The sequence below is a fragment of the Pedobacter psychrotolerans genome (assembly GCF_004340665.1).
In the GTDB taxonomy this organism is placed as follows: domain Bacteria; phylum Bacteroidota; class Bacteroidia; order Sphingobacteriales; family Sphingobacteriaceae; genus Pedobacter; species Pedobacter psychrotolerans.
Genome location: NZ_SLWO01000003.1, coordinates 1 through 23,169 on the forward strand (window position 1 = coordinate 1; position 23,169 = coordinate 23,169).

Annotated in this window: 21 protein-coding genes; 2 read left to right on the forward strand and 19 right to left on the reverse strand. The window is 34.9% G+C overall.

Going from position 1 to position 23,169, the window contains the following annotated elements; translation table 11 throughout:
• Positions 1-772 precede the first annotated feature (772 nt).
• Positions 773-1,471, forward strand: a complete 699-nt coding sequence (locus tag EV200_RS07345; RefSeq protein WP_132530706.1) for a ComF family protein — start codon at positions 773-775, stop codon at positions 1,469-1,471.
• A gap of 350 nt (positions 1,472-1,821) precedes the next feature.
• On the opposite strand, the gene glyA is transcribed toward EV200_RS07345, so the two are convergent.
• Positions 1,822-3,093 carry a serine hydroxymethyltransferase gene (glyA, locus tag EV200_RS07350; protein ID WP_132530708.1) on the reverse strand — a complete coding sequence of 424 codons (1,272 nt, stop codon included), beginning with the start codon at positions 3,091-3,093 and terminating at the stop codon, positions 1,822-1,824.
• Between the two features lie 341 nt (positions 3,094-3,434).
• Positions 3,435-4,169: a segregation and condensation protein A gene (locus EV200_RS07355; protein ID WP_132530710.1), complete on the reverse strand. Its 735-nt coding sequence runs from the start codon at positions 4,167-4,169 to the stop codon at positions 3,435-3,437.
• Between the two features lie 161 nt (positions 4,170-4,330).
• Between EV200_RS07355 and dxs the strand changes: the two genes are divergently transcribed.
• Positions 4,331-6,259 carry a 1-deoxy-D-xylulose-5-phosphate synthase gene (gene dxs, locus EV200_RS07360; protein WP_132530712.1) on the forward strand — a complete coding sequence of 643 codons (1,929 nt, stop codon included), beginning with the start codon at positions 4,331-4,333 and terminating at the stop codon, positions 6,257-6,259.
• A gap of 133 nt (positions 6,260-6,392) precedes the next feature.
• Here the strand turns inward: dxs and EV200_RS07365 are convergent, their stop codons facing one another.
• The 17 genes from EV200_RS07365 to rfbF all read right to left on the reverse strand — a co-directional run bounded on the left by EV200_RS07365 (position 6,393) and on the right by rfbF (position 23,164).
• On the reverse strand, positions 6,393-7,784 hold the full coding sequence (locus EV200_RS07365; RefSeq protein ID WP_132530714.1) for an undecaprenyl-phosphate glucose phosphotransferase: 1,392 nt from the start codon (positions 7,782-7,784) through the stop codon (positions 6,393-6,395).
• 246 nt (positions 7,785-8,030) lie between these two features.
• Positions 8,031-9,176: a mannose-1-phosphate guanylyltransferase gene (locus EV200_RS07370; RefSeq protein WP_229676800.1), complete on the reverse strand. Its 1,146-nt coding sequence runs from the start codon at positions 9,174-9,176 to the stop codon at positions 8,031-8,033.
• Positions 9,177-9,186: 10 nt separating this feature from the next.
• Positions 9,187-10,161: an NAD-dependent epimerase/dehydratase family protein gene (locus EV200_RS07375; protein ID WP_132530716.1), complete on the reverse strand. Its 975-nt coding sequence runs from the start codon at positions 10,159-10,161 to the stop codon at positions 9,187-9,189.
• A gap of 5 nt (positions 10,162-10,166) precedes the next feature.
• Positions 10,167-11,099 carry a glycosyltransferase gene (locus EV200_RS07380; RefSeq protein ID WP_132530718.1) on the reverse strand — a complete coding sequence of 311 codons (933 nt, stop codon included), beginning with the start codon at positions 11,097-11,099 and terminating at the stop codon, positions 10,167-10,169.
• Positions 11,099-11,812, reverse strand: a complete 714-nt coding sequence (locus EV200_RS07385) for a glycosyltransferase family 2 protein (RefSeq protein ID WP_208864526.1) — start codon at positions 11,810-11,812, stop codon at positions 11,099-11,101. Before EV200_RS07385 ends, EV200_RS07380 begins: the two co-directional genes overlap by 1 nt.
• Position 11,813: 1 nt before the next feature.
• Positions 11,814-13,064, reverse strand: a complete 1,251-nt coding sequence (locus tag EV200_RS07390) for an O-antigen polymerase (RefSeq protein ID WP_165877888.1) — start codon at positions 13,062-13,064, stop codon at positions 11,814-11,816.
• Complete coding sequence (locus EV200_RS07395) at positions 13,054-13,764, reverse strand: glycosyltransferase family 2 protein (protein WP_132530722.1); 711 nt, start codon at positions 13,762-13,764, stop codon at positions 13,054-13,056. The genes EV200_RS07390 and EV200_RS07395 overlap by 11 nt, the downstream gene beginning before the upstream one ends.
• 4 nt (positions 13,765-13,768) lie before the next feature.
• Positions 13,769-14,905, reverse strand: coding sequence for a glycosyltransferase (locus EV200_RS07400; protein ID WP_132530724.1), 1,137 nt, complete (start codon positions 14,903-14,905; stop codon positions 13,769-13,771).
• Entirely contained in the window at positions 14,884-15,774 is an 891-nt protein-coding gene (locus tag EV200_RS07405) for an NAD-dependent epimerase/dehydratase family protein (protein ID WP_132530726.1), read from the reverse strand. The genes EV200_RS07400 and EV200_RS07405 overlap by 22 nt, the downstream gene beginning before the upstream one ends.
• The gene (locus EV200_RS22155; RefSeq protein ID WP_132530728.1) at positions 15,771-16,397 is read right to left on the reverse strand and encodes an acyltransferase; all 627 of its coding nucleotides are present in this window, start codon (positions 16,395-16,397) and stop codon (positions 15,771-15,773) included. The genes EV200_RS07405 and EV200_RS22155 overlap by 4 nt, the downstream gene beginning before the upstream one ends.
• Entirely contained in the window at positions 16,394-17,659 is a 1,266-nt protein-coding gene (locus EV200_RS07415; protein ID WP_132530730.1) for a lipopolysaccharide biosynthesis protein, read from the reverse strand. Before EV200_RS07415 ends, EV200_RS22155 begins: the two co-directional genes overlap by 4 nt.
• On the reverse strand, positions 17,656-18,561 hold the full coding sequence (locus tag EV200_RS07420; protein WP_132530732.1) for a glycosyltransferase: 906 nt from the start codon (positions 18,559-18,561) through the stop codon (positions 17,656-17,658). Before EV200_RS07420 ends, EV200_RS07415 begins: the two co-directional genes overlap by 4 nt.
• A gap of 20 nt (positions 18,562-18,581) precedes the next feature.
• Complete coding sequence (rfbH, locus tag EV200_RS07425; RefSeq protein ID WP_132530734.1) at positions 18,582-19,886, reverse strand: lipopolysaccharide biosynthesis protein RfbH; 1,305 nt, start codon at positions 19,884-19,886, stop codon at positions 18,582-18,584.
• Positions 19,876-20,757: an SDR family oxidoreductase gene (locus tag EV200_RS07430; RefSeq protein WP_132530736.1), complete on the reverse strand. Its 882-nt coding sequence runs from the start codon at positions 20,755-20,757 to the stop codon at positions 19,876-19,878. The genes rfbH and EV200_RS07430 overlap by 11 nt, the downstream gene beginning before the upstream one ends.
• Before the next feature lies 1 nt (position 20,758).
• Positions 20,759-21,295 carry a dTDP-4-dehydrorhamnose 3,5-epimerase family protein gene (locus tag EV200_RS07435; RefSeq protein WP_132530738.1) on the reverse strand — a complete coding sequence of 179 codons (537 nt, stop codon included), beginning with the start codon at positions 21,293-21,295 and terminating at the stop codon, positions 20,759-20,761.
• Complete coding sequence (gene rfbG / locus EV200_RS07440; RefSeq protein WP_132530740.1) at positions 21,295-22,386, reverse strand: CDP-glucose 4,6-dehydratase; 1,092 nt, start codon at positions 22,384-22,386, stop codon at positions 21,295-21,297. Before rfbG ends, EV200_RS07435 begins: the two co-directional genes overlap by 1 nt.
• A 1-nt stretch (position 22,387) precedes the next feature.
• Positions 22,388-23,164, reverse strand: coding sequence for a glucose-1-phosphate cytidylyltransferase (gene rfbF / locus EV200_RS07445; protein WP_132530742.1), 777 nt, complete (start codon positions 23,162-23,164; stop codon positions 22,388-22,390).
• Positions 23,165-23,169 lie beyond the last annotated feature (5 nt).

A 23,169-nucleotide genomic window follows, 5' to 3' on the forward strand; every position in this document is an offset into this window, starting at 1 on the left:
AACTTATCGACTGTTGTTGCCTCGCGGCCCGTCTTTATATATCTTCAAACTTCAGTTCGCTTAAGTCGTATTCGTCTTAGCTTGTTTTTCGTTCGTTTCAATCTTGTTTTCTAATCGCCATGACATCCGCCACTTGATTCTTTTTTCCTTCCCTTTCGGTTGGGAGTGCAAAGGTAGAAATCTTTTCTGAACTTCCAAATAAAATAATTTTATTTTTTCTGTCCCTCTTTCCTCTCTAACCTTTCAATTTGCCAGCCTTTAAAACCAGCTCCCCGTTCTTTCCGAACCGGGATGCAAAGGTAATGATCTTTTCCATTCGAGCAAATTTTATTTGAAATAAATTTCACCCTTTTTATCCCCTCTCACCATCATTAACCCCCTTTTCAATACATCCGTTTCCTCCGAAGCGGGATGCAAAGGTAGCAAAAATTAATACCCCTGCAAACCGATCAACACTCTTTTATCCCCTAAAATCATAAACCCCTGTCAATCATCACGAAAAAATCGAAATAAATAAAACATTTCGTAACAATGGGTGTTTTCGAGGGTTGTTACCAAGGCTGGATTTGGGTAAATTGGTTTTGGACCATATAGGCATAGAGAACATGTAGGCTTAAAGAAAATGAAGTATCCATGAAATTTATTAATATAATATATAGCATATAGAAACTGTATAACCCAGAAACGCCATATACAATAGAAAATACTAGCCTAATCATACAATAATATAAAGACCATACAACTTATTGCTATAAATAGGTAAATTAGTGATATGCTAAGAATATCACGTTGGGGAAGTGACTTATTAGGCCTGCTGTTCCCGAATTTATGTAATGCATGCGGAGCAAGCTTATTCCAAGGTGAGAAGCTAATTTGTACCAAATGCCTTTTTGATCTTCCATTTACAGATTATCATTTGTATCAGGAAAATAAAGTCATGAAACAATTATGGGGAAGGGTTCCTTTAAATGCAGCGATGGCGCTACTTTATTTTAGAAAAGGAGCAACAGCACAACGGCTTATACATAGCTTAAAGTATAATGGAAAAACTGATGTTGGCCTACTGCTAGGTAGTATGATTGGTGAGAGATTAAAGTTAAGTTCGCAATATTCGGATATCGATTTTATTGTGCCTGTTCCACTCCATCATTATAAGTTACGATCAAGAGGTTATAATCAAAGCAGTTTCATTGCCGAAGGTATTGCGCAAACCATAAACATTCCTTTTAAAGAAGAAATTTTAATCCGTACTGTTTCAACAGAAAGTCAGACAAAGAAAAATAGATTCAGCAGATATGAAAACATGAAGGCTGTTTTCAAAGTACCGGAAACTAATCAGATAGCTGGCAAACATATTTTATTGGTAGATGATGTCGTCACTACTGGAGCGACTTTAGAGTCATGTACAAATGCGCTGTTGGCATATGGTGCATTAAAAGTCAGTATCGCCGCTGTAGCTTTTGCAGAATAATGGAATATATTTAGTTTACCCATAATCTTCCATACCCGGCGTCAGTGATATCAATCTGAAATTCTTAGTGAAAAATCCAGAGATTTAGATAATCAATTAATTAGTACCTCTGAATAAGGATAAAATCAGTCTGATAATATTTTTTCACTTTTTAAAAACAATCGGGCTATATATAGGTTATTATACCGAGAGCGTTAATTTAGATGGTAAGGGTCGATACTTCTTTTGGGGTATCGGCCCTTTACTTTTTAGAGAAGATTTTCAGGATTAAAGAATTCTTTTCGTTTAAATAAAAAGAGCCTTACAAGTAAATGTAAAGCTCTATATTTTCAACGCTTAAAGTTTCTATATTATTTATAAAGTGGAAATGCGCTTACTAAATTAATAACTTCAGCTTTCACGGCATTTAGATTCGCTTCATCTTCAGGGTTTGTTAATACCTGATCAATTAAATCTACAATTTTTTCCATTTCAGTTTCCTTTAAGCCTCGGGTAGTAATCGCTGCAGTACCTACACGAATCCCTGAAGTTACAAACGGAGATTTATCATCGAAAGGAACCATATTTTTGTTTACTGTGATTTCTGCTTTCTCTAATGCGTTTTCAGCAACTTTACCAGTTATATTTTTATTTCTTAAGTCGATTAACATTAAGTGGTTATCTGTACCGCCAGAAATAATACCATAGCCTTTTGCCACAAAAGCTTTGGCCATGGCCTGTGCATTGGCAGCAACCTGTTTGATGTAAACACCATACTCATCTGATAAGGCTTCACCAAATGCAATGGCCTTAGCCGCAATGATATGCTCTAACGGCCCACCCTGCGTGCCTGGAAAAACAGCCATATCTAATAAGTTGCTCATCATGCGGGTTTCGCCTTTTGGTGTTTTTAATCCCCATGGGTTTTCGAAATCCTTACCCATCATAATCATTCCACCACGAGGACCACGTAAAGTTTTATGGGTGGTAGTGGTTACAATATGACAATGCGGAAGAGGGTTAGCCAATAAGCCCTTAGCGATTAAGCCGGCAGGGTGAGAAATATCGGCTAAAACCAAAGCACCAATTTTATCGGCAACCGACCGAATAAAAGCATAATCCCACTCACGAGAATAAGCAGAAGCACCACAAATAATCAACTTTGGTTTTTCAGCTAAAGCAACTTCTTCTAATTTTTTATAGTCGATCAATCCAGTTTCCTTTTCTACACCATAGAATAAGGGTTGATAAAGTTTACCAGAAAAATTCACTGGCGAACCATGTGTTAAGTGTCCACCATGCGATAGATCGAAACCTAAAATTTTATCGCCAGCCTGCAAAACAGCAAGCATTACGGCTGCATTTGCCTGCGCACCAGAATGTGGCTGAACATTAACCCATGCAGCACCAAATAATTCCTTTGCTCTATCGATAGCAATTTGCTCCACCACATCAACCACCTGGCAACCGCCATAATAGCGTTTTCCCGGTAAACCTTCAGCATATTTGTTGGTTAGCACCGAACCAGCGGCTTCCATTACTTGCTTGCTGACAAAGTTTTCTGATGCAATAAGTTCTAAACCATGTTCCTGGCGGTTTAATTCCTTATCAATAAGTTCAAAGATTTTGGTATCACGTATCATCCTGTATAGGTTTGTGTTTTTTTGGCAAAAGTAAGAAAATTAATCCTTAACATACAGATGAATATGAGTGAATTAAAGGATAAATGTTTAATCCTAAAAAGGTAAGAGTGTTGCAATAAAACTTATTTGTGGTTAGAAATATAAAGAAAAGAAGAAAGTTTAAACACGAAGTCTTGCCTTGCAACGAAGCTTATTTTTTTAACTTATAAATGCTCCACCCTGAAGCGATAAATAAAATGTGGCAATCTGAAAAAGTCGCTGTACTCAGCATCCAATCTTGATACTTGATACTCACTGCTCGATACTTGATACTTGATACTCGATACTCAAAACCCCCAACCCTACCTGATGCTAAAATTATTAAAACCACTACCAATAGTAATTTCCACTAGCTGTTGCTGTAGCATCTCCAAAATAGCCAGAAAATTATAAACAAAATGAACTTTGTTTTCAGAATGCTTCAATACCAGGGCAAAATCAATTTGTTTATTAATGTTTAATAAGTTCGCCATAACATACTTCTGCTCTTCAATAGTATAAGGATATTGCACTACCGTATGCTTAACCTCTTCGCTGCGCAGTTCATACTTTTGCATTAGGCGATGATAAACTGTAAGCAGCTTATAAAGATCAAGTGATAAAAGTTCATCCTGATGGGTGGAAGCTTCCGCAGCAAGACTGAGATCGTATTCAATGTTTCCCCTGCGTTCTTGTTTCAGCCTGGCATCTTCCAAAACCTTCATTTCTTCAGCGGCAGACTTAAATTGTTTGTAGGCAATTAATCGTGCAATCAGATCTTCTTCGGGATTAATTTCCTGACCAGACTCATCCAATTCCATCCTTGGCAATAACATCCTGGATTTGATACGCATAAGCGTGGCTGCAACCAGAATGAATTCACTGGCAACCTCTACATTTACCGCCAGGAGCTGATGGATATAAGCTAAAAAGTCATTCGTAATTTTTGCAATCTCCACATCCTGAATATTTAATTCATCCCTTTCGATGAAAAATAACAAAAGATCAAATGGTCCTTCGAATACCGGAAGTTTTATCTCAAAAATCTCTGATTGCATTTATAAAAACAAACATAATGAATTTTATATTAAAGCTTTAGCAAGGCATTTGAGTTTTAAAAAATAAGCCAATCTGGCTTTCAGCGCATTGATTGTTTTTTTACATGAATATTAAAACAAAAATACCTTACTTTGTATCTTGTTTCTACTAAAAAAATTGAATGCAAGTTAAAGCTGGCCCCCTATTATCTAAAATTAACTATCCTGCTGATTTAAAGCAGTATGGTGAGTCTGACTTAGAACAAATAAGCCAGGAATTACGTCAGTATATTATTGACGTGGTAAGCGTAAATGGTGGTCACTTTGGCTCCAGCTTAGGTGTTGTTGAATTAACAGTTGCTTTGCATTATGCCTTGAATACCCCTTATGACAAACTGGTTTGGGATGTTGGACACCAGGCATATGGCCATAAAATCCTGACTGGCCGCCGTGAATTGTTTCATACCAATAGAATTTATAAAGGCATAAGCGGCTTTCCAAAGATTTCAGAAAGTGAGTACGATACTTTTGGTGTTGGCCACTCCTCTACGTCTATTTCTGCCGCTTTAGGCATGGCCGTGGCTTCGCAGCTAAAAGGCGAGACCAACAGACAACATGTTGCCGTAATTGGTGATGGTGCCATGACAGCCGGTTTAGCCTTTGAAGGTTTAAACCATGCCGGGATTGAAAACAGCAATGTACTGGTGATTCTAAACGACAATTGCATGTCGATTGATCCCAACGTTGGTGCGCTGAAAGAATATTTAACCAGCATTACCATATCAAAATCTTATAACCGTTTTCGTGATGATATTTCCAATGTGCTCGCCGGCTTATCCAAGCTTGGCCCTAATGCACATAAATATGTAAAGAAAATCGAGAAAAGCATCAAAGGAACACTCCTGAAGCAGAGTAATTTATTTGAAGCTTTAAACTTCAGGTATTTTGGTCCTGTTGATGGACATGATGTGACGCGTTTAGCACAAGTCATAAAAGACTTATCGGCCATTCCAGGTCCTAAGCTATTACATTGTATTACGGTTAAAGGTAAGGGTTTTGCACTGGCAGAAAAAGACCAAACCATTTGGCATGCACCAGGTCTGTTTGATAAGATCACCGGAGAAATTAAGAAAAGTGTTCAAGATAAACCGCAGCCACCAAAATATCAGGATGTTTTTGGCCATACCATGGTAGAATTGGCTGGGGCGAATGAAAAAATTGTAGGGATTACACCTGCTATGCCATCAGGTTCTTCGTTAAATATTATGATGAAGGCCATGCCCAAACGTGCTTTTGATGTGGGCATCGCAGAACAGCATGCTGTTACCTTTTCTGCAGGTTTAGCTACTCAGGGATTAGTTCCCTTCTGTAATATTTATTCCAGCTTTATGCAAAGGGCATATGACCAGGTGATCCATGATGTGGCCATTCAAAAACTGAATGTTGTGTTTTGCCTGGATCGGGCAGGTTTAGCCGGAGCAGATGGTGCCACACATCATGGTGCTTATGATATCGCATATATGCGTTGTATCCCAAATCTGGTGATTTCTTCACCCATGAATGAAGAAGAATTGAGAAACCTGATGTTCACTGCCCAGCAAGAAAATATGGGTCCATTCGTGATCCGTTACCCACGTGGTAATGGAGTGATGCCCGATTGGAAACGCCCATTTAAAGCTTTAGAAATTGGTAAGGGCCGTAAAATATGTGATGGGGAAGAAGTGGCTTTGCTTACCATTGGTCACGTAGGTAATTTTGCCGTTGAAGCACGGTCGGATTTAAATAGCGAAGGCATTTACCCGGCTCATTATGATTTACGTTTTGTAAAACCACTAGATGAACAAATGCTGCATGAGGTTTTCTCTAAATATAAATACATCATCACCGTAGAAGATGGATCATTGCCAGGCGGTGTCGGTTCCGCAATTCTAGAATTTATGGCAGATCATCACTATAATTCAAATGTAATTCGCCTGGGCATTCCCGATCAGTTTATTGATCATGGCGAACAGCCTGAATTATGGGCAGAATGTGGTTATGATAAAGATGCCATCGCAACTGCAGTAAGAAAGGTGGCCGTAAAGCGGACGACGAATACCATGGCAGGATAAAATTGTTGAACAGAAACCTGTTTGTTCAATCAATACACCAAAACAGTTTAATCAAAAAAGCTCGATCTGTAATAGACCGAGCTTTTTTGGAAGATCTTATCTTTAATTAAGACTTACGGTGATCTAACCTAAGTTAAAAAGCATTTTCCTCGCCTTTAACCATATTAATTGCCGTCATAAAAATGATTTTAACATCTAGCGCAGCGGTCCAATTTTCCAGGTACCAGATATCATGTTCCACGCGCTTCACCATTTTATAATCTTCTTTCGTTTCTCCACGATATCCATTTACCTGCGCCCAGCCCGTAATCCCCGGTTTTAAAAAATGGCGCACCATAAACTGATCTACAATACCTTTGTACTGTTCGGTGTGGCTTAACATGTGTGGACGTGGCCCTACTACACTCATATGCCCCATAAATACATTAAAGAATTGTGGTAACTCATCCAGACTGGATTTCCTTAAAAACTTACCAATTGGCGTAATCCGGTCATCATCTTTACTGGCCTGTCTTTTATCGCTATCTGCATTCATCCGCATACTTCGAAATTTAAAACAATAAAACGGTTCATCATCCCGGCCGCTTCTTAGTTGTTTAAACAATACAGGTCCTTTACTTTGCCACTTAATCAAAAGTGCTATAATAGGATATAACCAGCTCAACACAAATAAAATCACCAGTCCACTAAAAATAACATCAATCAGTCTTTTCTTGAAACGGTTATGGATTTTCTCTAAAGGCTCTGAACGAAGTGAAATCACAGGAAATTCATTTCCTAAATAACTTACTGTATAAGGAGATAATAATGCGCCACTGATATCCGGTATAAACTTCAACCGTACACACTGACGTTCAGCTTCCTGGGTCAGAATCAGCATATCGCTCATGCGTTCTGGCGCTATGGTGACATAAATATCCTTAATTCCTTTTTCTACAGCCAATTCAAATTGCTTGCCAACAGCACTACTTAACTGACCATCTCGCTCCAGGTAGTGATCAGGAACATCTGGAATAAATCCATGAAATTCAATATATTTTTGTTTCTCAAAATAACTTGCCAGCTGCTCACCTGTGGCATTGTTTCCCATAATGGCAACAGATTTTACGCCCCTTAAATGGTTAAACAACAAAAACTGAAAAGAAGTACCGATAAAACGATTAACTAAAAAAAGAATCCCAAGGGTGCCATAAAATACGACTAAAAAAGACCTGGAAAAATCATTCTGCTTAGAAAAGAATAAATAAACTGAAAACAAAATGGCGTGTAAGAATACACTTCGCCAGGTTCCTCTATAAATTCGTTCAATGCGCCTCGATCCATATTCAGTGTAAAGGCCAAAAGACGTAGTAGAAACAATCCAAAGCAAGCTACACACCACCACATAATGCCACTGTAGCTCAGAATCAACGCTTTTGCCTAAATAACTCGTAAACTGATAAGAGAAGAAGTAAACGGCCAGCACCATTAATAAGTCAGTGACTGGTAAGATGAATTTCAGGATGTAAAGGTACCGTGTTTGCATAAAAATTTGTGCGTTAACAATAAAGTGCTACAAATGTTTTACCCATAGCAATAATAATGCCCCAATAAATTCAATGTGAAGTTTAACTCAATAAACCTATTCATCAATATTTTAAGATCACAGCAAAGTTACACTTTTTAGCTTAAACAAAATGAAAAGTATGATTGGTTAATCATTTAGTCGAGCTACATATATGGATGGTAGAAAAGAGCCCATTTATCAGATGGGCACTCTTCTATTATCGCATTATGAATATTGATTTCCGAATTTTGAAACCATTTCTTTTGATACCCCTTTAATTTCCTGTTCTTCTGATTTGGGATAAATCAATAACACCTGTTCATCATCCACCACTATAAAGTTTTCCAGCCCCCTGATTACTGCTGCTTTTCCTTTAGGTAAGTTGATCATGCAGTCATGCGTATCATGCAAATGAATATGTTCCGAATTGCATACATTTTGATGTTTGTCCTGTTGAGCAATGGCATGTAAAGAAGCCCATGTTCCTAAATCAGACCAACCAATATCGGCCGGGATAGTATAAATATTATCTGCTTTCTCTAAAATGGCATAGTCAATGGAAATATCCGGACTAGTAGGGTATTTCTCTAAAATAAACTGCGCTTCTGCAGGGGTATTGTAAAATTCATTCCCTAATTTGAATAAGGTATCAATTTCTACTTCATATTTTTCAAATGCTTTCTGTAGGTTTTCCGCTTTCCAAATGAAAATCCCTGCATTCCAAAGGTAATTTCCGCTATTCAGGTATTCCTGTGCTTTTTCCAATACTGGTTTTTCCTTAAAAGCATTTACCTTGTGAATTCCATTACTTGATTCTTGATACTCACTACTCGATACTTGATACTCGCTACTTGATACTTGATACTCGCTACTTGATACCTCATATTCAATATACCCATAACCTGTATCTGGCCTGGTCGGACTAATTCCTAACGTAAGCAAAGCATCATTTTCTGCAGTAAAATCCAATGCCTGATTGATCTTCTCTATAAAAACATCCTCTTTCAAAATCAAATGATCCGATGGTGCGACTACAATATTCGCATCTGGGTTCTTTTGAAGAATTTTATAAGTGGCATAAGCAATACAGGGCGCTGTATTGTTGCGGCTCGGTTCTAATAAAACATTGTCAATTAATACTGCGGGTAGCTGTTCCTTCACCAGGTCTGCATAAACAGCATTAGTCAAGATCAGGATGTTTTCATTCGGACAAATCTTTAAAAAGCGCTGATAAGTCAACTGTAACAACGACTCTCCTGTACCTAAAATATCGATGAATTGCTTTGGGAAATGATTACGGCTCTTTGGCCAAAAGCGGGAACCTACCCCGCCAGCCATAATGAGCACAAAAGTATTATTTGTATTTTTCATCTATGCTGATTTAATATAACCCATTTCTTCCGCAATCCTCAAACCAATCCAATAACGCCTCTTTTAAGGTAAACTGGAGATGATAGGGTGACTGACTTAACTTTTCTCCCGAAATATTCGTAGAAATCATGAGTTTTTTCACCCGATCCGGATGGATACCCGCTATTTTCTTGCCTAATAATCTTCCACCGGTATAAGCACTTCTGGCAGCTGACTTTAATGCCCATCCCGGTACCAAAACCTTTGGCGCTTTTACGCCAGTAGCTTCTGCCATCGTTTCACAGATTCTTTCAATTGTGGGTGCCGGAAAATAGGTCAGGTTAAAAGTAACTACGCCTGGTAATTCCTTTTGCGCCGTTTCGAATAGAATCCGAACGACATCCTTCACATATACGGAGGCTTTAATCGTGTCTTTTCTACCAGGATAAAAAAAGAATCCCTTCTTCATAGATTCGTACAACCTGGTGAAATTTCCACCTTCCTGTTTACCAAATACCACACCTGGACGAACAATAATCAGTTTTCTTTTAGCAGGATTTTCTGCCTGCCACAATTTGTGAATATATTCCGCCGTTAACTTAGATATCCCATAAGGGGTATTGGGCATAGGCAAAGTATCTTCAGTTTTATATTCTTCTGATGCACCGTAAGGGGCAATAGAGCTGGTAAAAACAATCGTTTCAATATTATTTTTCCTGGCAAAATCGCAAACATTTTGCGCACCATAAATATTGGCTTCAAAATATTCATGATCCGGATGACCTGGTGTGGTATGAACAGCCGCAAGGTTGTAAATAATGCTGTTAGCTGCATCAGGTATATTTACGGAAATGGCTTTTCTAATGTCAAGTTCAGTAAAACCATCACTAACTTTTTTCCTGATGTCATAACTATAAACTTGATCAGGCAAAGCTAAGGTTTCATTAATATAGCGTTTTAAATGCGTTCCGATAAATCCGGAGCCTCCAAATATGATGTGATTCATTTTTTCTATTTTACTTTATCCCAATATCTTTTATGCATCGAGAAATCCTTTCTCTGTTTTGGCGATAGCTTTTTATGCATCATGCCAAGCTTATATCCTAAAAATTTTGCCCCAATAGAAAGCATCATTTTTGGCAATACCAACGGATTATTTTTTAATACGTATTTTAATTCCGATTTTAGATATTTAAGACCTTCACCTCCTGCTGTACCAAACTCCTCCAGTAACCACTTATTAGTTGAATGAAATACACCAATATCAAAATATCGCTTAAATTCTTCTTTTGTAGTATAATCATGAGAATGATATACCTGCGACTCTGCAACATAGGCAATCTTCCAGTCTTTAATCAGCAACTGGCCACCTACTATTACATCTTCTGCAAAGATCGTATGACTTGGAAAGCCTCCAACATCTTGTAAGGCAGTTTTCCGATAAGCAGCATAAGAATTTGAACACGAAGCTGTTTTAATTCCCAGTTCATTCTTATCTTCTATTGTCTTTACTCGGGAAACGTCGGTATAGTTAAATAGCCTGGCATGGGTCTCTAAAGTCTTTGCACCAATATGAGGTAACTGTCTGCCATAAGCAAGACCTACCTTTTCATCCTTGAAAGCATTAACAAGGTAAGCAAACGAAGTAGAATCTTTTAAAATGCAATCCTGAGTCAGGTAAATTAGAATATCACAATCACTTGCAGCCTCCGCAAGTAATTGCCTTGCATAACCATGATCAAAATCAACTTTATCTATTGTTAGAACTTGAAAACCGTTCTTTTCAGCTAATGGGACAGTTTCATCCAATGAGCCAGAATCTATTATTATTTTACGGTCTACTTTTACTGATTGTAAACTTATAGATTCAAGGATTGTAGTCCATACCTTTCCAGCATTAAGCGTAGGGATAAGAATAGCAATCTTTAAAGTATTATTAGTCATTATTTCAATTTTATTAAATTGTAAATCAAATGCATTCGATTTTTAATTTGATCTTTAAGTGGCAAAGTTACGGTTAAGGTGCCGGAAGCATTATTGCTATGCCTTATATAATACATTAAAGGTTTATTTAAAAAATACACTTCTCCTTTTAATTCAGCAACAAGACCTATCCACCAATCATGCATGTGCAATCCATCAGGAAAAGGTAAAGCATGCCCCAGAGTCTTCCGATTGAAAGACATGCAACAACCTATATACCTATTCTTTAATAAATTATGTAAAATACCTGACTTTGAATTCCTAGCACTAAAAAAAGACGGATATATTATTTGCAGTTCTGGATCCACTACTATCGCATCGGATATTACCAAATCATATTTCTCATGCACTTCTAAGTGATCTTTAATTTTTGTATCAAACCATATATCGTCTTGATCACATAAAAATACAATATCACCCTTTGCTTGCTCCATTGCAAAACCAAAATTTAATGCCGGATTCCTAAAATTATTCCCTGTAAATATTTTTATTCTATTATCGTTAAACGTCTTTATAATATCTATCGTATCATCAACAGAGGAATCATCAGAGATAATTATTTCATCTTCTGAAGACAACTGTGGAAGAACACTTTCAAGTTGTCTTTTTATAAAATGACTACCGTTATATGTAGCTAAACAAACTGAAATCATTCTTTCAGATTTTATATCCATTTTATTTAAATGTGAATTTGTTAATAGGATAGATAACAAAATAAAAGACTAACAAACCAGAAATCATTAACAAAACCCAATATTCTATATCCTCTGATAAAACGTAGGATGTCGATGAAAGAAAAAATGAAAGAGGTAAAAAAGATATTGATTTGAATTTAACCGTCCTCAGTTTTGCCGATAAATAAGCAATTATAGGAACATATATAAAAAAAAATTGATATCCTAAAACCATTGTTTGAAGCAAAAATGTGTAATTAGAACCTTGAGTAAATTCCAATTCGCCCAAAACTAGCTCAGATAATTGCAACCCTACATTTTTATACTCTTCACCAGTAAATCTTTTTATATAAATCCCAAAAATTGAATAAATATATTCTCCAAGGCCAGACTTAATTTTATGCAGACCATCATAGTTCATGTAGTATTCAAGTCCATCACCAGCAGCTAAAAATCTATTGGTAACTATTGAAAATCCATCTTTTACGCTATAATCGGAGCTATAAAAGGAGGTTACTAAAATGGCAGCTAAAACTGCTAACATAACAAAAAATAAGCTTCTATTTGTAAACTTTTTAATTTCTGTAATTTTAAAATAATCTGAGAAATAAAAAATACCTAAGCCTAAACTAAATATAACACCAATGAGAATAGATCTTCCCCCAGCAACTACTTCTAGCGCAATTATAGAGCCATAAGCAATTACAACAAAGTATCTCCACCTTTTCATCACTGCAAAAAGCAAAAAAGTATAAAATAATAGAAAAATTATTGAGGATGTTGCAAGTATTCTAAAAAGAGGATCTCTTCCTTGCATATCTGTAAAGCGATACATAAACCAAGAAGAAACATCAGGATTTGAGAGAATAAATTTGAAAAAATTAATTTTAGAAATTATATTTAATATTAATAATACTATAAATATGATTTTAATTCTATTTATCTTTTTAAACAAATCATCAGCTTTCTTTCGAGAAAAAAGCTTTATAGTATTTCGCTTTAGAAAGAATTTGTATACAAAAGTGTAAAGTAACATATTTAAAAAAAAGAAAGCTGGTAGCATACTAACTCCATTCTTAAACATGTATCCACATAAAAATGCTAGATGGCCCGCCATCCAGATTAGGTGCATAGTTATAGGATCAATAATAGAAACATAATTAGATCTAAACAGATAGACCCCTCCTCCTAAAAAAAATATTAAGGAAAAAAAAAGTACGTATTGATTATAGTTTGTTATATCAAATAGCATAACTTATTTTAAATTTTATAAAATATAACCACCTTAATATAGGCTTTTTACCTAAAAGTTTTTCTCTAACCGTATTTGTCTCATTAAAGGCGAGATTTAGCATTTTCCGACTTGCCCCTCCATCTGAACAAATACTGATATCATCTTTAATAAATTTATATCTAAATCTTTTTTTATTTAAATAAATAAACAAATTTAACTCATAATCAGCAATAAGCCTTAAGTTTATATCATATGAAAAATTATCATATAAATTTTTATTGTAAAATGCTCCTTGATGATGTATAGTATTATTTAATAAGGTTTTAAAATTGAAGCTTGATTGAAAAATCTTTCCAGTGTCATAAGATATATTGCCAACTAAGAGATCTAGGTTGTCAGAATTCAAATAGTTGGAAACATTTTTTAAAACATCAGTATTAGCTAAAATATCGTCAGCCCCTAAAAAATATAAATAACGTCCTTTCGCAACTGCTATACCCTTATTCATTGCGTCATAAATGCCTTTATCTTCTTCAGATATAATTTGTGTTATACTCTTGCTATACTTTGAAATTATATTCATAGTACCATCTGAAGATTTACCATCAACAATAATAAACTCAAAATCTTTATAAGATTGAGAAATGACACTTAAGATAGTCTTTTCTAAGGATTCATCAGCGTTAAAAGTCACTGTAATTATAGAAATACATGCCATATTTTTAATTAAATAAGGATAAAAATCTGGTGGAAAATTCTTTAATTTTTAAATTATAGTCTTCTGAAACAATTTCAACTCCCGATAATACTTCTATCATTGTTTCTGCCAAGCTTGCTGGACTATATGGATCAAAGAATTTACGATTAGATAACATTTGTTCTCTGTGTAAAGGAATATCAGATAATATAATAAAATGATTGAGAGCCTTAGTATCTTCTACAACAGTACTCCATCCTTCAAAAAGTGACGGTTGGATAATAGACTTAGAATTTTTCATTAATTGTAACTGTTCATCCCGATCAATAAATCCCAAAAACTTTATATGTCCTTCCAAATTATTTTCTCGAACAAACGCCTTTATTGAATCTACATATAAAGGATTCCTATGATCATACTCTTTACCAGTGAAAACAACCTTAAAACAATATCCTTTTTCTTTTAAAATTTTGGTCGCTTTTAAAACTACCTCATGGTTTTTATGTTTCCAAAATTGGTTTGGAACCATAAAATATGGATCAGTTATTTGATACTTTTCTAATAAACCTGATATATCAATTTGCTCGTATCTACTATCTATTATACTAACAAAATTTAATATTTCCTTTCGATTCTTATTGCCTTTATAAAATTTATTATAATCTTCTTTAGCATTCCAACTACTAAAAATTATTGGAACCTCATTATTTTTCATCCATATTTGAGTATTGTACCTGGTATTAATTTCTGATTTAGAAAAGAAATGAGGAAGATAATGTTCTTGAAAGTCTGGTATCCAATAAAAAAAATTAGATACGTTCTTAGTTTCTATACTATCTGATACTGGATATAAATTATTTATCTGTTTTAGAAAGATTCTTTTTTTAATTAGTGGCTTCTTCAATAGCGTTCTTGCAATTTTGTTGACAACTTTCTCTGCCAGACTAAATTGCAAATCTTGCCCTAAATAAGTGATAAAAGGATATTTTAAAGCATAAATAGCCTCATATCCACTCTTCAAGTCATATATAATCGTTAATTCGGGTTGTAATTCACTTTCTAGAAATTTTAATGACCTTATAATATTTAGAATATAATAGGTGCCCCCAATCCAATTATCGTTATATTGATAAATTAATGTTATTTGTTTTCTTTCAGCCATTCTACTGTGTTTTCTAATCCAACTTCAATTTTAACTCTTGGTTGAAAGCCAAAACTCTTCAACATATTTATATCTGCAAGCCAATTTAAGGGATCACCTGGTTTGACAATCTTATTGAAAGAAATTTTTATAGCTGGATCAATAAATTCACAAAACTTTTGAGTTGCATCTTTTATGGTGGTCTCTTCGCCAGAAGCAATATTCACAGCCTCGCCATTAAAAAGACCTCTATTTATTATGCAATCTATTGCATCTAATAAATCTTTAACATAAATAAAATCCCTAGTTTCATCACCTGTGCCAAAAAGCTCTATATGCTGTGATCTAAGGGTTTTCTGATAGGTATCCCAAAATAATTGTTTTCTCAAATTTTCTCCATATACAGAAAACAACCTCAAATTGATTGTTTTAATATTATATAAATAATAATATTCCTTACAAAGTTGCTCAGCATAAAGTTTGTGCCATCCATATGGCGATAACGGTTTAAGCTCCATTGTTTCCACGATAGGTAGAGTTATTGGATTTCCATAAACTGCAGCTGAAGACATATTGATAAATTTGCATGATGGATTGTGCACTCTTATCGCATCTAATATTTTTATAGTATTAGTAACATTTAGTTCGTAATCAAAAACGGGTTTATTTAATGATATCGGCACGCTTCCATTACCGCTAGCATTGATACATACATCAAACTCCATTTGTTCAAAAATGATTTCAAAATTCGTATTTTGCATATCAAGTTTGATGTAATTTTTTTCAGATTTATCGTATACATCAGCACCCCAAACTTCATGGGAAATTGAAAAATACTTAACAAGATGAGATCCGATGAATCCTTTAGCACCAATAATTAATATTTTCATTTTTTTCTCAATTCTAGTGGTATATCTTTAATTTTTTTTGCGGGATTACCCCCTACTATTGTCCAAGGTTCGACATCCTTTGTAACGACACTCCCTGCTCCAACTATTGCACCCTCACCAATTGTCACACCCTTAAGTATTAAACAGTTCATACCAATCCAAACATGATCACATATTATAATTGGCTTCGAATTAACTACGCTCCAGTTCTTATTTGTAATAAAGCTCCTACCCGCCTTATAATCAAGTAATTGATCAGTAATATCATTTTGTCTTTCCCTATAATCTAAGGAATGTGAATCATGATCATAAATATATCCTCCCCAAGCTATAAAAACATCATTTCCAATTTCTATTTTATTTCTTGAAATCAAATGACTATTACCAACGAAGGATCTGTTACCCACTATAACCTTACCTTCAGTTGACTCGAAAGTGATTTGGCAATCTAGCATACTATTGTCTCCAATTATAAGATATTTTTTATCTTTCAAAGGAAAAAATACATCAAGATTGAATTGTTCTAAAAAAAAAGAATTTCCATTTTGAATAAAAGAAAACACTGTGGCTAATTTCTTCTTTGAGCGGTACTGCCTGAATTTTTTTATAATTGTGCCTATCATGATAAATCTTTTATAACATTTCTTGCTTTAAAAATAATGATTATTGCAGTTGGAAGAAGTAAAATAGAACTGGCTAAAGGCACCGATCCAATACTAAAATGAGACGCAAAAAGGAAATTGGCTAATGGTATAATTAGTACGCCAGAGATAACGGCAAGAATAATCTGTTCTTTTAGCCGTTCAAATGCGTTTAAGATAACCCCTCCAGAATAAGCAAATGCTTGTATACAAACTAAAATTACGAAAGGATAAAGTTGGGCAAATTTAACTATAATTATTTTTTTTGTCCATATGCTAACTAACATGGGCACAAAAAAAGTGAAAATTACAGCACCTATCGAAAATAGCAATGCTATTATTAAAAGTTGCCTAAATAGTTTGCTCAATAATAATTTGTCTTTAACCGCCTTGGCATGAGATATTTCAGACCAATACACTGAAATAACTACGTTAAATAAGGTCATGCCCATTAAATATATTTTATTTATTGTATCATACTCAGCTACATCTGACAATGTTAAATTATTATATGTAAGTATATTACCTAAAGAAAATAAAAATAAAGATGAGATTTGAAGTAAAAAAAATCTGTATCCAACTTTTAATGAATCTTTAGAAGCTGATAAATTTTTGAAGTTTACGATCTGTTTTATATCGAAGCTTAGACCTTTCAAAGAATAAATAAAAATGGCTAAGTTAGTTAGTAAAAACAGAGAACTATAAATAGCTGCTAACGTGTATATATCTAGGCTTATAACATTAAATCGATACGCCAGAACAAAAAAGAACCATCCTCCAGACTGAGCTAATAACAGAAAGTTAAACACATTAAATTTTTTTCGCCCTTGAATAATAAAGTGACCTAATGTGAAGGGAAAAGAAAATATAATTGGCAAATATAATATTAGAGCCAATATTTGATTACTTTTAAAAATCTCAACAGAGTATAATGCTCCACAAAAAATCAGTAGTATAGCTATCGACATTAAAAAATAAAATTGGATAGTTCCAGCTATTAAAGTATTCAATTCTCGATAATCATTAATGGCCATGCTTTCTGTCACCTTATTTTTCAAACTATATCCAGATCCAAAATCAAAAAGATTTAACCAAGCAATTAAGGCCGTTGATGTTACCCAAACTGCATAGCTTTCTTTTCCTAATGCATGTAATAATAGAGGCACTGTTATAAAAGAAATTAAAGCAGATATAAGCTTAAAAGAAGTAGAGCCTGCTATAGATTTGACTAGGTTCTTTTTCATTTTAAAGCTATTGACTTTAATATATGGAACTTTGTTCGAATAGTCGCATTCCATGGAAGTCTATTCGAAAGAACAAATTTGACAACTGAAAACAAATTCTCATTATTTCTTTTCATTACATGAATTCCATTTAACAGATTTTGTGCATAAACCTCGTCCTTAACTAATTCAAAATCATTATTATCTATGTTATGTTTACTCAACTCTAAAGCAATTTCATCTTGCCACCTATCAATTTTCTCCAGCCATGCTTTTGATGCTATTAATTGATTGGTGAAATTGTTTGGCCAAGTACGATACGCTCCAATGATCTTATCTATAAATACTGTATTTCCATTAATCAAACATTTTTGAACAAGCAGACTATCGCCTGCAGTAAAGGAGTAACTGGTATCAATGCCTCCCATTTTCCTAACGTGTTCTGTACGAAATAAAATAGATGGAAACCTGGCATTTACACCGTATTTAAATTGATAAAATCCCTTAGGCATGAGATATTGTTCCTCCTTATCAGGCAGCCATTCTGAAAGAATATTATCATTTTCGTCAATTACATTATGACCAAATATAATAACATCAGCATTTGGATACTTCCTTAAAGCATCACATATAATGTATAGTTCTTCTGAATAGTACAAATCATCATCAGATGGAATAAAGAACCAGTCTGTTTTAACCAGGCCAATTACTTTATTCCAATTATCATACATTCCAATAACTTCTTCGGACGAAATGATTTCAGTTTTATCTCTATGAATTTGAATAGTTTCCTCTTGCACATAATTTCCATTATCACTAATCACAAAATTTGCATTAAGCGATGCGGGAATTGAATGTAATAATCTTTTAAGATATTCATTCCTATTATAAGTAGGAATAGCAAAGGTCACTTCCTCAAGCATAACGTTGTTATTTATCAAAATTAAGAATTAATATAATCCCGAATAACATCTGCAATATAGTCGTAATGAGTCGCTTCCAATCCTGGCCAAACACCTAACCAAAACGATTGATTCATGATGATATCTGTATTGGTTAAATCGCCAACAACACGGTGTTCTACATTTGCGTAAGCAGGTTGCCTAAGTAAATTTCCAGCAAATAATAACCTGGTTCCAATTTTATTTTCTTCTAAGTGTTGAACCAACATGTGCCTGTCGTTTGCATCACCCTCTCTAAGCGTTAGTAAAAATCCAAACCAGGATGGTTCAGAATCTGGCGTAGCTTCAGGTAAAATGAAAACTTCCTCAAACTCTTTCATACGTGTATATAGAAGTGCAAAGTTTTCACGCCTTTTTTGTATAAACCCATCTAATTTTTTTAGTTGGGAAACACCCAATGCCGCCTGCATATCTGTTACTTTTAAATTAAAGCCTACGTGGGAATAGGTATACTTATGATCATAACCAAAAGGTAACGAGCCTAACTGCTGGCCAAAGCGACAGCCACAAGTATCATCTTTACCAGGTAAACAATAGCAATCTCGACCCCAATCTCTGAAGCTTTCCGCAATCTTAGCCAATTCAGGATTATTTACAACTACTGCTCCACCTTCACCCATGGTAATATGATGAGCAGGATAGAAAGAGAAAGTAGATAAATCACCAAAAGTACCTGTTTTTTTACCTTTATAAGTTGCACCTAAAGAATCACAATCATCTTCAATTACCCATAAGTTATATTTTTTAGCCACCCTCATCACTTCATCTAATTCAAAAGGATTTCCTAACGAGTGTGCAATCATGATGGCTTTAGTCTTTGGCGAGACAGCTGCTTCGATCATATCTGCCTTCACGTTATGTGAAGCAACGTCAACATCGATGAAAACTGGTATTGCTCCTGCTTGCACAATAGGATTTACTGTAGTCGGAAAACCTGCAGCAACAGTAATAACTTCATCACCCGCCTTTATCGCTCTATCCCCCAATTTAGGTGATGTTAAAGTATAGAAAGCTACCAAATTAGCAGATGAGCCTGAATTAACTAATAATGCTTTAGAAGCCCCAAAATACTTTGCAAATTCCGCCTCAAATTCTGTAGCGAACCTTCCTGCAGTTAACCATCCGTCAAGCATAGAATCAACGCCTAACAATAAGTCGTCCTCATCCATTACCTTCCCAGTTACAGCAATATAGTCTGTTCCAGGGATAATCTCTCTCTTAGCATTTTTCGCTGCAATGACAGCAAGTTTCTCTTGCAAATCACTGCTAAAATTTTTATAATTCATTTTTTAAACTTTTTAAAATATAGGAGTCTACGTTAGTAAGTGAGAAGTTAGGGTATTCGTTAAGAAATTTGTTGTTTAGCAAACCTCCATTTAATGGCCTAACTGCCGCTTGATTCGCATTAATTGTCTGTACAGGATTAAATTTTACCGACTTATTTTTTTCAAAATAGGAACTAATCTTAACCGCCAAATGATATCTGCTATAATAATCGGATGAACCTAAATGGTATAAACCATTTTTTTGATCTCTTAGCAATAAAAAAACCATGTTCGCAATATCACCTGCATAAATGGGTGTAGCAAACTGATCGTAAGGTAGATTTAGCATCTTTTCTGGTTGTTGAACCAAATCTTCCATTAATCGCGCTATGAAATTTTTAGATCTTAATTCTTCACCATAAACATTGGTTATGCGAAGAATTAAGTTTCTTTTCAGTGAGGAAACAAGTCGTTCCGCTTCTAGTTTATGGGCGCCATATACGTTTAATGGATTTACAGATGCATCTTCAGAATATGGTCCTTGTTTTCCATCAAAAACATAATCAGTAGATATATATGTTAAAGGTATTTCTGCCTCTTTGCAAAATTCAACTATTTTAGCTGTGGAAAGAACTGTCGCTTTATGACTGGTCTCAACATTATTTTCACAAAAATCAACATTTGTAAGGGCTGCACAGTGAACAATTGCATCAGGGGCAAAATTATGAACAGAAAAAAAATCTTTTAAATTATCAATTAAAGGATCGAAATATACCGTTTCCGATGTCGGATAGTTCAAGTGTGTGCCTAATGTTAGCCAACTATTATTCTGAAATACTTTCGTACAATGTGAGCCAACCAAACCAGATGCTCCTACAACAAATATGTTCATATTAAAAAAGACTAATTGTTTCTGTAAATTTCTGAAATGCTAAATCTCTGTCAGACATGATTGGTTTGGAGACTTTCCAGTCGAAACCAAAGGAATCATATCTAATGCCCGCTTCAAATTCTTTATGCTGTGAAGTTGTGGTATGATACTCAACGGTAGTATCATCTTCAAGTGCCAAAAAACCATGAGCAAACCCTTTGCCTATGTAAATCCCATTTCTGTTATTTTGTGATAATTCGACAAAGAAATACTTTCCATATGTTATAGATTCCTTTCTGATGTCAAGAACTACATCTATAATAGCACCTGTTAATACGTAAACAAGTTTTACATGATCTTCAGGAGGATTCTGATAGTGCATTCCCCTAATTACATCTTTGGCAGAAACAGAATAAAAACTTTCTGTAAATACTGATTCCAGCCCAAACTCATCAAAAGTTTGTTTATGGATTGTTTTTACAAACTCTCCTCTATTATCTTTATAAGAACTATAGTCCATTATAAATAAGTTTTCAAATTCTGTTGAAACAATTTTCATTATATAGACCAGTTTATTAACTTTTCTTCTGCTTTCTTCGTGTATTCTTTTATCTGATTCAACCGCGATTCGAGAATGTTTCCATCATCCGCAATATCAGTAAGATACCCATCAACAGTAAATTTCACTGTTTCTTTAAAATTTAATACGGGCTTCCATTTCAAGTAATTTGCAGCCTTTGAAATATCTAATTTTAATAAAACGGCTTCATGCAATTTTGGAGTTCCTTCAGGAATGATATATCCACCTTTAGATTCAATTAATAAAGTTTCATCAATTAAATCTTTTACAGAATAGTTAGAGGTATCCTCAGGACCGAAATTCCATCCACCACTAAAACTTTTCCCTTTAGAAAACAATTCTGCTCCCAGAATCAGGTAACCACTTAGCGGTTCTAAAACATGTTGCCAGGGCCTGGTTGCATAAGGATTTCTAATTTCTAATTTTTGATTGTCTTTAACTGCTCTAAAATAGTCTGGAACTATACGATCGGCTGCCCAATCTCCTCCTCCAATCACATTACCAGCTCGTCCTGAGGCAATGTTACAGGTCCCTTCATTCTTAAAAAAAGACTCTAAATAGGAATTTGTAATTAATTCGGAACACCCCTTTGATGCACTGTATGGATCTTTGCCCCCCATTGGGTCATTTTCTCTATATCCCCATACCCACTCTCTATTATCGTAACATTTGTCAGTTGTTACATTTACAGCAGCTCTAACAGATGGTGTAGCCCTTACCGCTTCAAAAAAGTTGACAGTTCCCATTAGGTTAGTATCAAAAGTACCAACAGGATCTTGATAAGATAATAAAACTAAAGGCTGAGCAGCAAGATGAAATGCAAAGTCTGGCTGCACTTCCTGAAAATATTTTTTCAGTTTTTCCCCATCGCGAACATCTCCTTCCTGGTGATGAATGACATCTGCCAGATTTGTAGTAACGAAATTATCTAAAGGCGTGTATGGAGCTAGTGCGTATCCATATACTTCAGCACCAAGTTCTTTCAACCAAATGGATAACCAGGAACCTTTGAAACCTGTATGTCCGGTGACTAACACCTTTTTACCTTGATATATATTCTGAAAACTCATACTACCAGATTTTCCATTTTGCCTGGCCGGTTGACCAGAGTTGTTCCAATTCTATTCTATCTCTTAATGCATCCATTGGTTTCCAAAAACCAGAATGTTTAAAAGCCGCTAATTGACCATCATTTGCAATTTCTTTTAAGGGTACATTTTCCCATTGAATCTCATCCATTTCTCCTTCCAAATATTTGAAAATCCCCGGTTCTAAAACAAAAAAACCGCCGTTAATCCACATCCCATCACCTTGCGGTTTTTCCACGAAGTGTTTAACACCACCATATTCATCCATTTCAATATTGCCGAAACGGCCTGGTGTCTGAATGCTGGTTAGTGTCGCCAACTTGCCATGCCCTTTATGAAATTCAGCTAATTTGTTAATATCTATGTCAGCAACTCCATCTCCATAAGTGAGCATGAAAGTCTCTCCATCTACATACTTTTGAATTTTTTTGATCCTGCCTGCTGTATTAGTAGTTAAACCGGTATCTACCAAAGTAACTTTAAAAGATTCAGAATTGGAAAAATGAACATCTACCTTATTCTTCTCAATATCAATAGATACATCTGAATTATAGAGATAGTAATTTAAAAAATACTCTTTAATGCTTTGCGCTTTGTATCCCAAGCACAATACGAAATCATTATAGCCATACGCTTCGTAAATCTTCATAATGTGCCATAAAATTGGCTTACCACCAATTTCAACCATTGGTTTTGGACGGGCTTCTGTCTCTTCCATAAGCCGGGTTCCCAAACCACCCGCAAGTATTACAACTTTCATATCTT

Coding starts and splice junctions, on each gene's coding strand:
- EV200_RS07345 (WP_132530706.1), top strand. CDS start 773: ATGCTAAGAATATCACGTTGGGGAAGTGACTTATTAGGCCTGCTGTTC.
- glyA (WP_132530708.1), bottom strand. CDS start 3,093: ATGATACGTGATACCAAAATCTTTGAACTTATTGATAAGGAATTAAAC.
- EV200_RS07355 (WP_132530710.1), bottom strand. CDS start 4,169: ATGCAATCAGAGATTTTTGAGATAAAACTTCCGGTATTCGAAGGACCA.
- dxs (WP_132530712.1), top strand. CDS start 4,331: ATGCAAGTTAAAGCTGGCCCCCTATTATCTAAAATTAACTATCCTGCT.
- EV200_RS07365 (WP_132530714.1), bottom strand. CDS start 7,784: ATGCAAACACGGTACCTTTACATCCTGAAATTCATCTTACCAGTCACT.
- EV200_RS07370 (WP_229676800.1), bottom strand. CDS start 9,176: ATGAAAAATACAAATAATACTTTTGTGCTCATTATGGCTGGCGGGGTA.
- EV200_RS07375 (WP_132530716.1), bottom strand. CDS start 10,161: ATGAATCACATCATATTTGGAGGCTCCGGATTTATCGGAACGCATTTA.
- EV200_RS07380 (WP_132530718.1), bottom strand. CDS start 11,099: ATGACTAATAATACTTTAAAGATTGCTATTCTTATCCCTACGCTTAAT.
- EV200_RS07385 (WP_208864526.1), bottom strand. CDS start 11,812: ATGGATATAAAATCTGAAAGAATGATTTCAGTTTGTTTAGCTACATAT.
- EV200_RS07390 (WP_165877888.1), bottom strand. CDS start 13,064: ATGCTATTTGATATAACAAACTATAATCAATACGTACTTTTTTTTTCC.
- EV200_RS07395 (WP_132530722.1), bottom strand. CDS start 13,764: ATGGCATGTATTTCTATAATTACAGTGACTTTTAACGCTGATGAATCC.
- EV200_RS07400 (WP_132530724.1), bottom strand. CDS start 14,905: ATGGCTGAAAGAAAACAAATAACATTAATTTATCAATATAACGATAAT.
- EV200_RS07405 (WP_132530726.1), bottom strand. CDS start 15,774: ATGAAAATATTAATTATTGGTGCTAAAGGATTCATCGGATCTCATCTT.
- EV200_RS22155 (WP_132530728.1), bottom strand. CDS start 16,397: ATGATAGGCACAATTATAAAAAAATTCAGGCAGTACCGCTCAAAGAAG.
- EV200_RS07415 (WP_132530730.1), bottom strand. CDS start 17,659: ATGAAAAAGAACCTAGTCAAATCTATAGCAGGCTCTACTTCTTTTAAG.
- EV200_RS07420 (WP_132530732.1), bottom strand. CDS start 18,561: ATGCTTGAGGAAGTGACCTTTGCTATTCCTACTTATAATAGGAATGAA.
- rfbH (WP_132530734.1), bottom strand. CDS start 19,886: ATGAATTATAAAAATTTTAGCAGTGATTTGCAAGAGAAACTTGCTGTC.
- EV200_RS07430 (WP_132530736.1), bottom strand. CDS start 20,757: ATGAACATATTTGTTGTAGGAGCATCTGGTTTGGTTGGCTCACATTGT.
- EV200_RS07435 (WP_132530738.1), bottom strand. CDS start 21,295: ATGAAAATTGTTTCAACAGAATTTGAAAACTTATTTATAATGGACTAT.
- rfbG (WP_132530740.1), bottom strand. CDS start 22,386: ATGAGTTTTCAGAATATATATCAAGGTAAAAAGGTGTTAGTCACCGGA.
- rfbF (WP_132530742.1), bottom strand. CDS start 23,164: ATGAAAGTTGTAATACTTGCGGGTGGTTTGGGAACCCGGCTTATGGAA.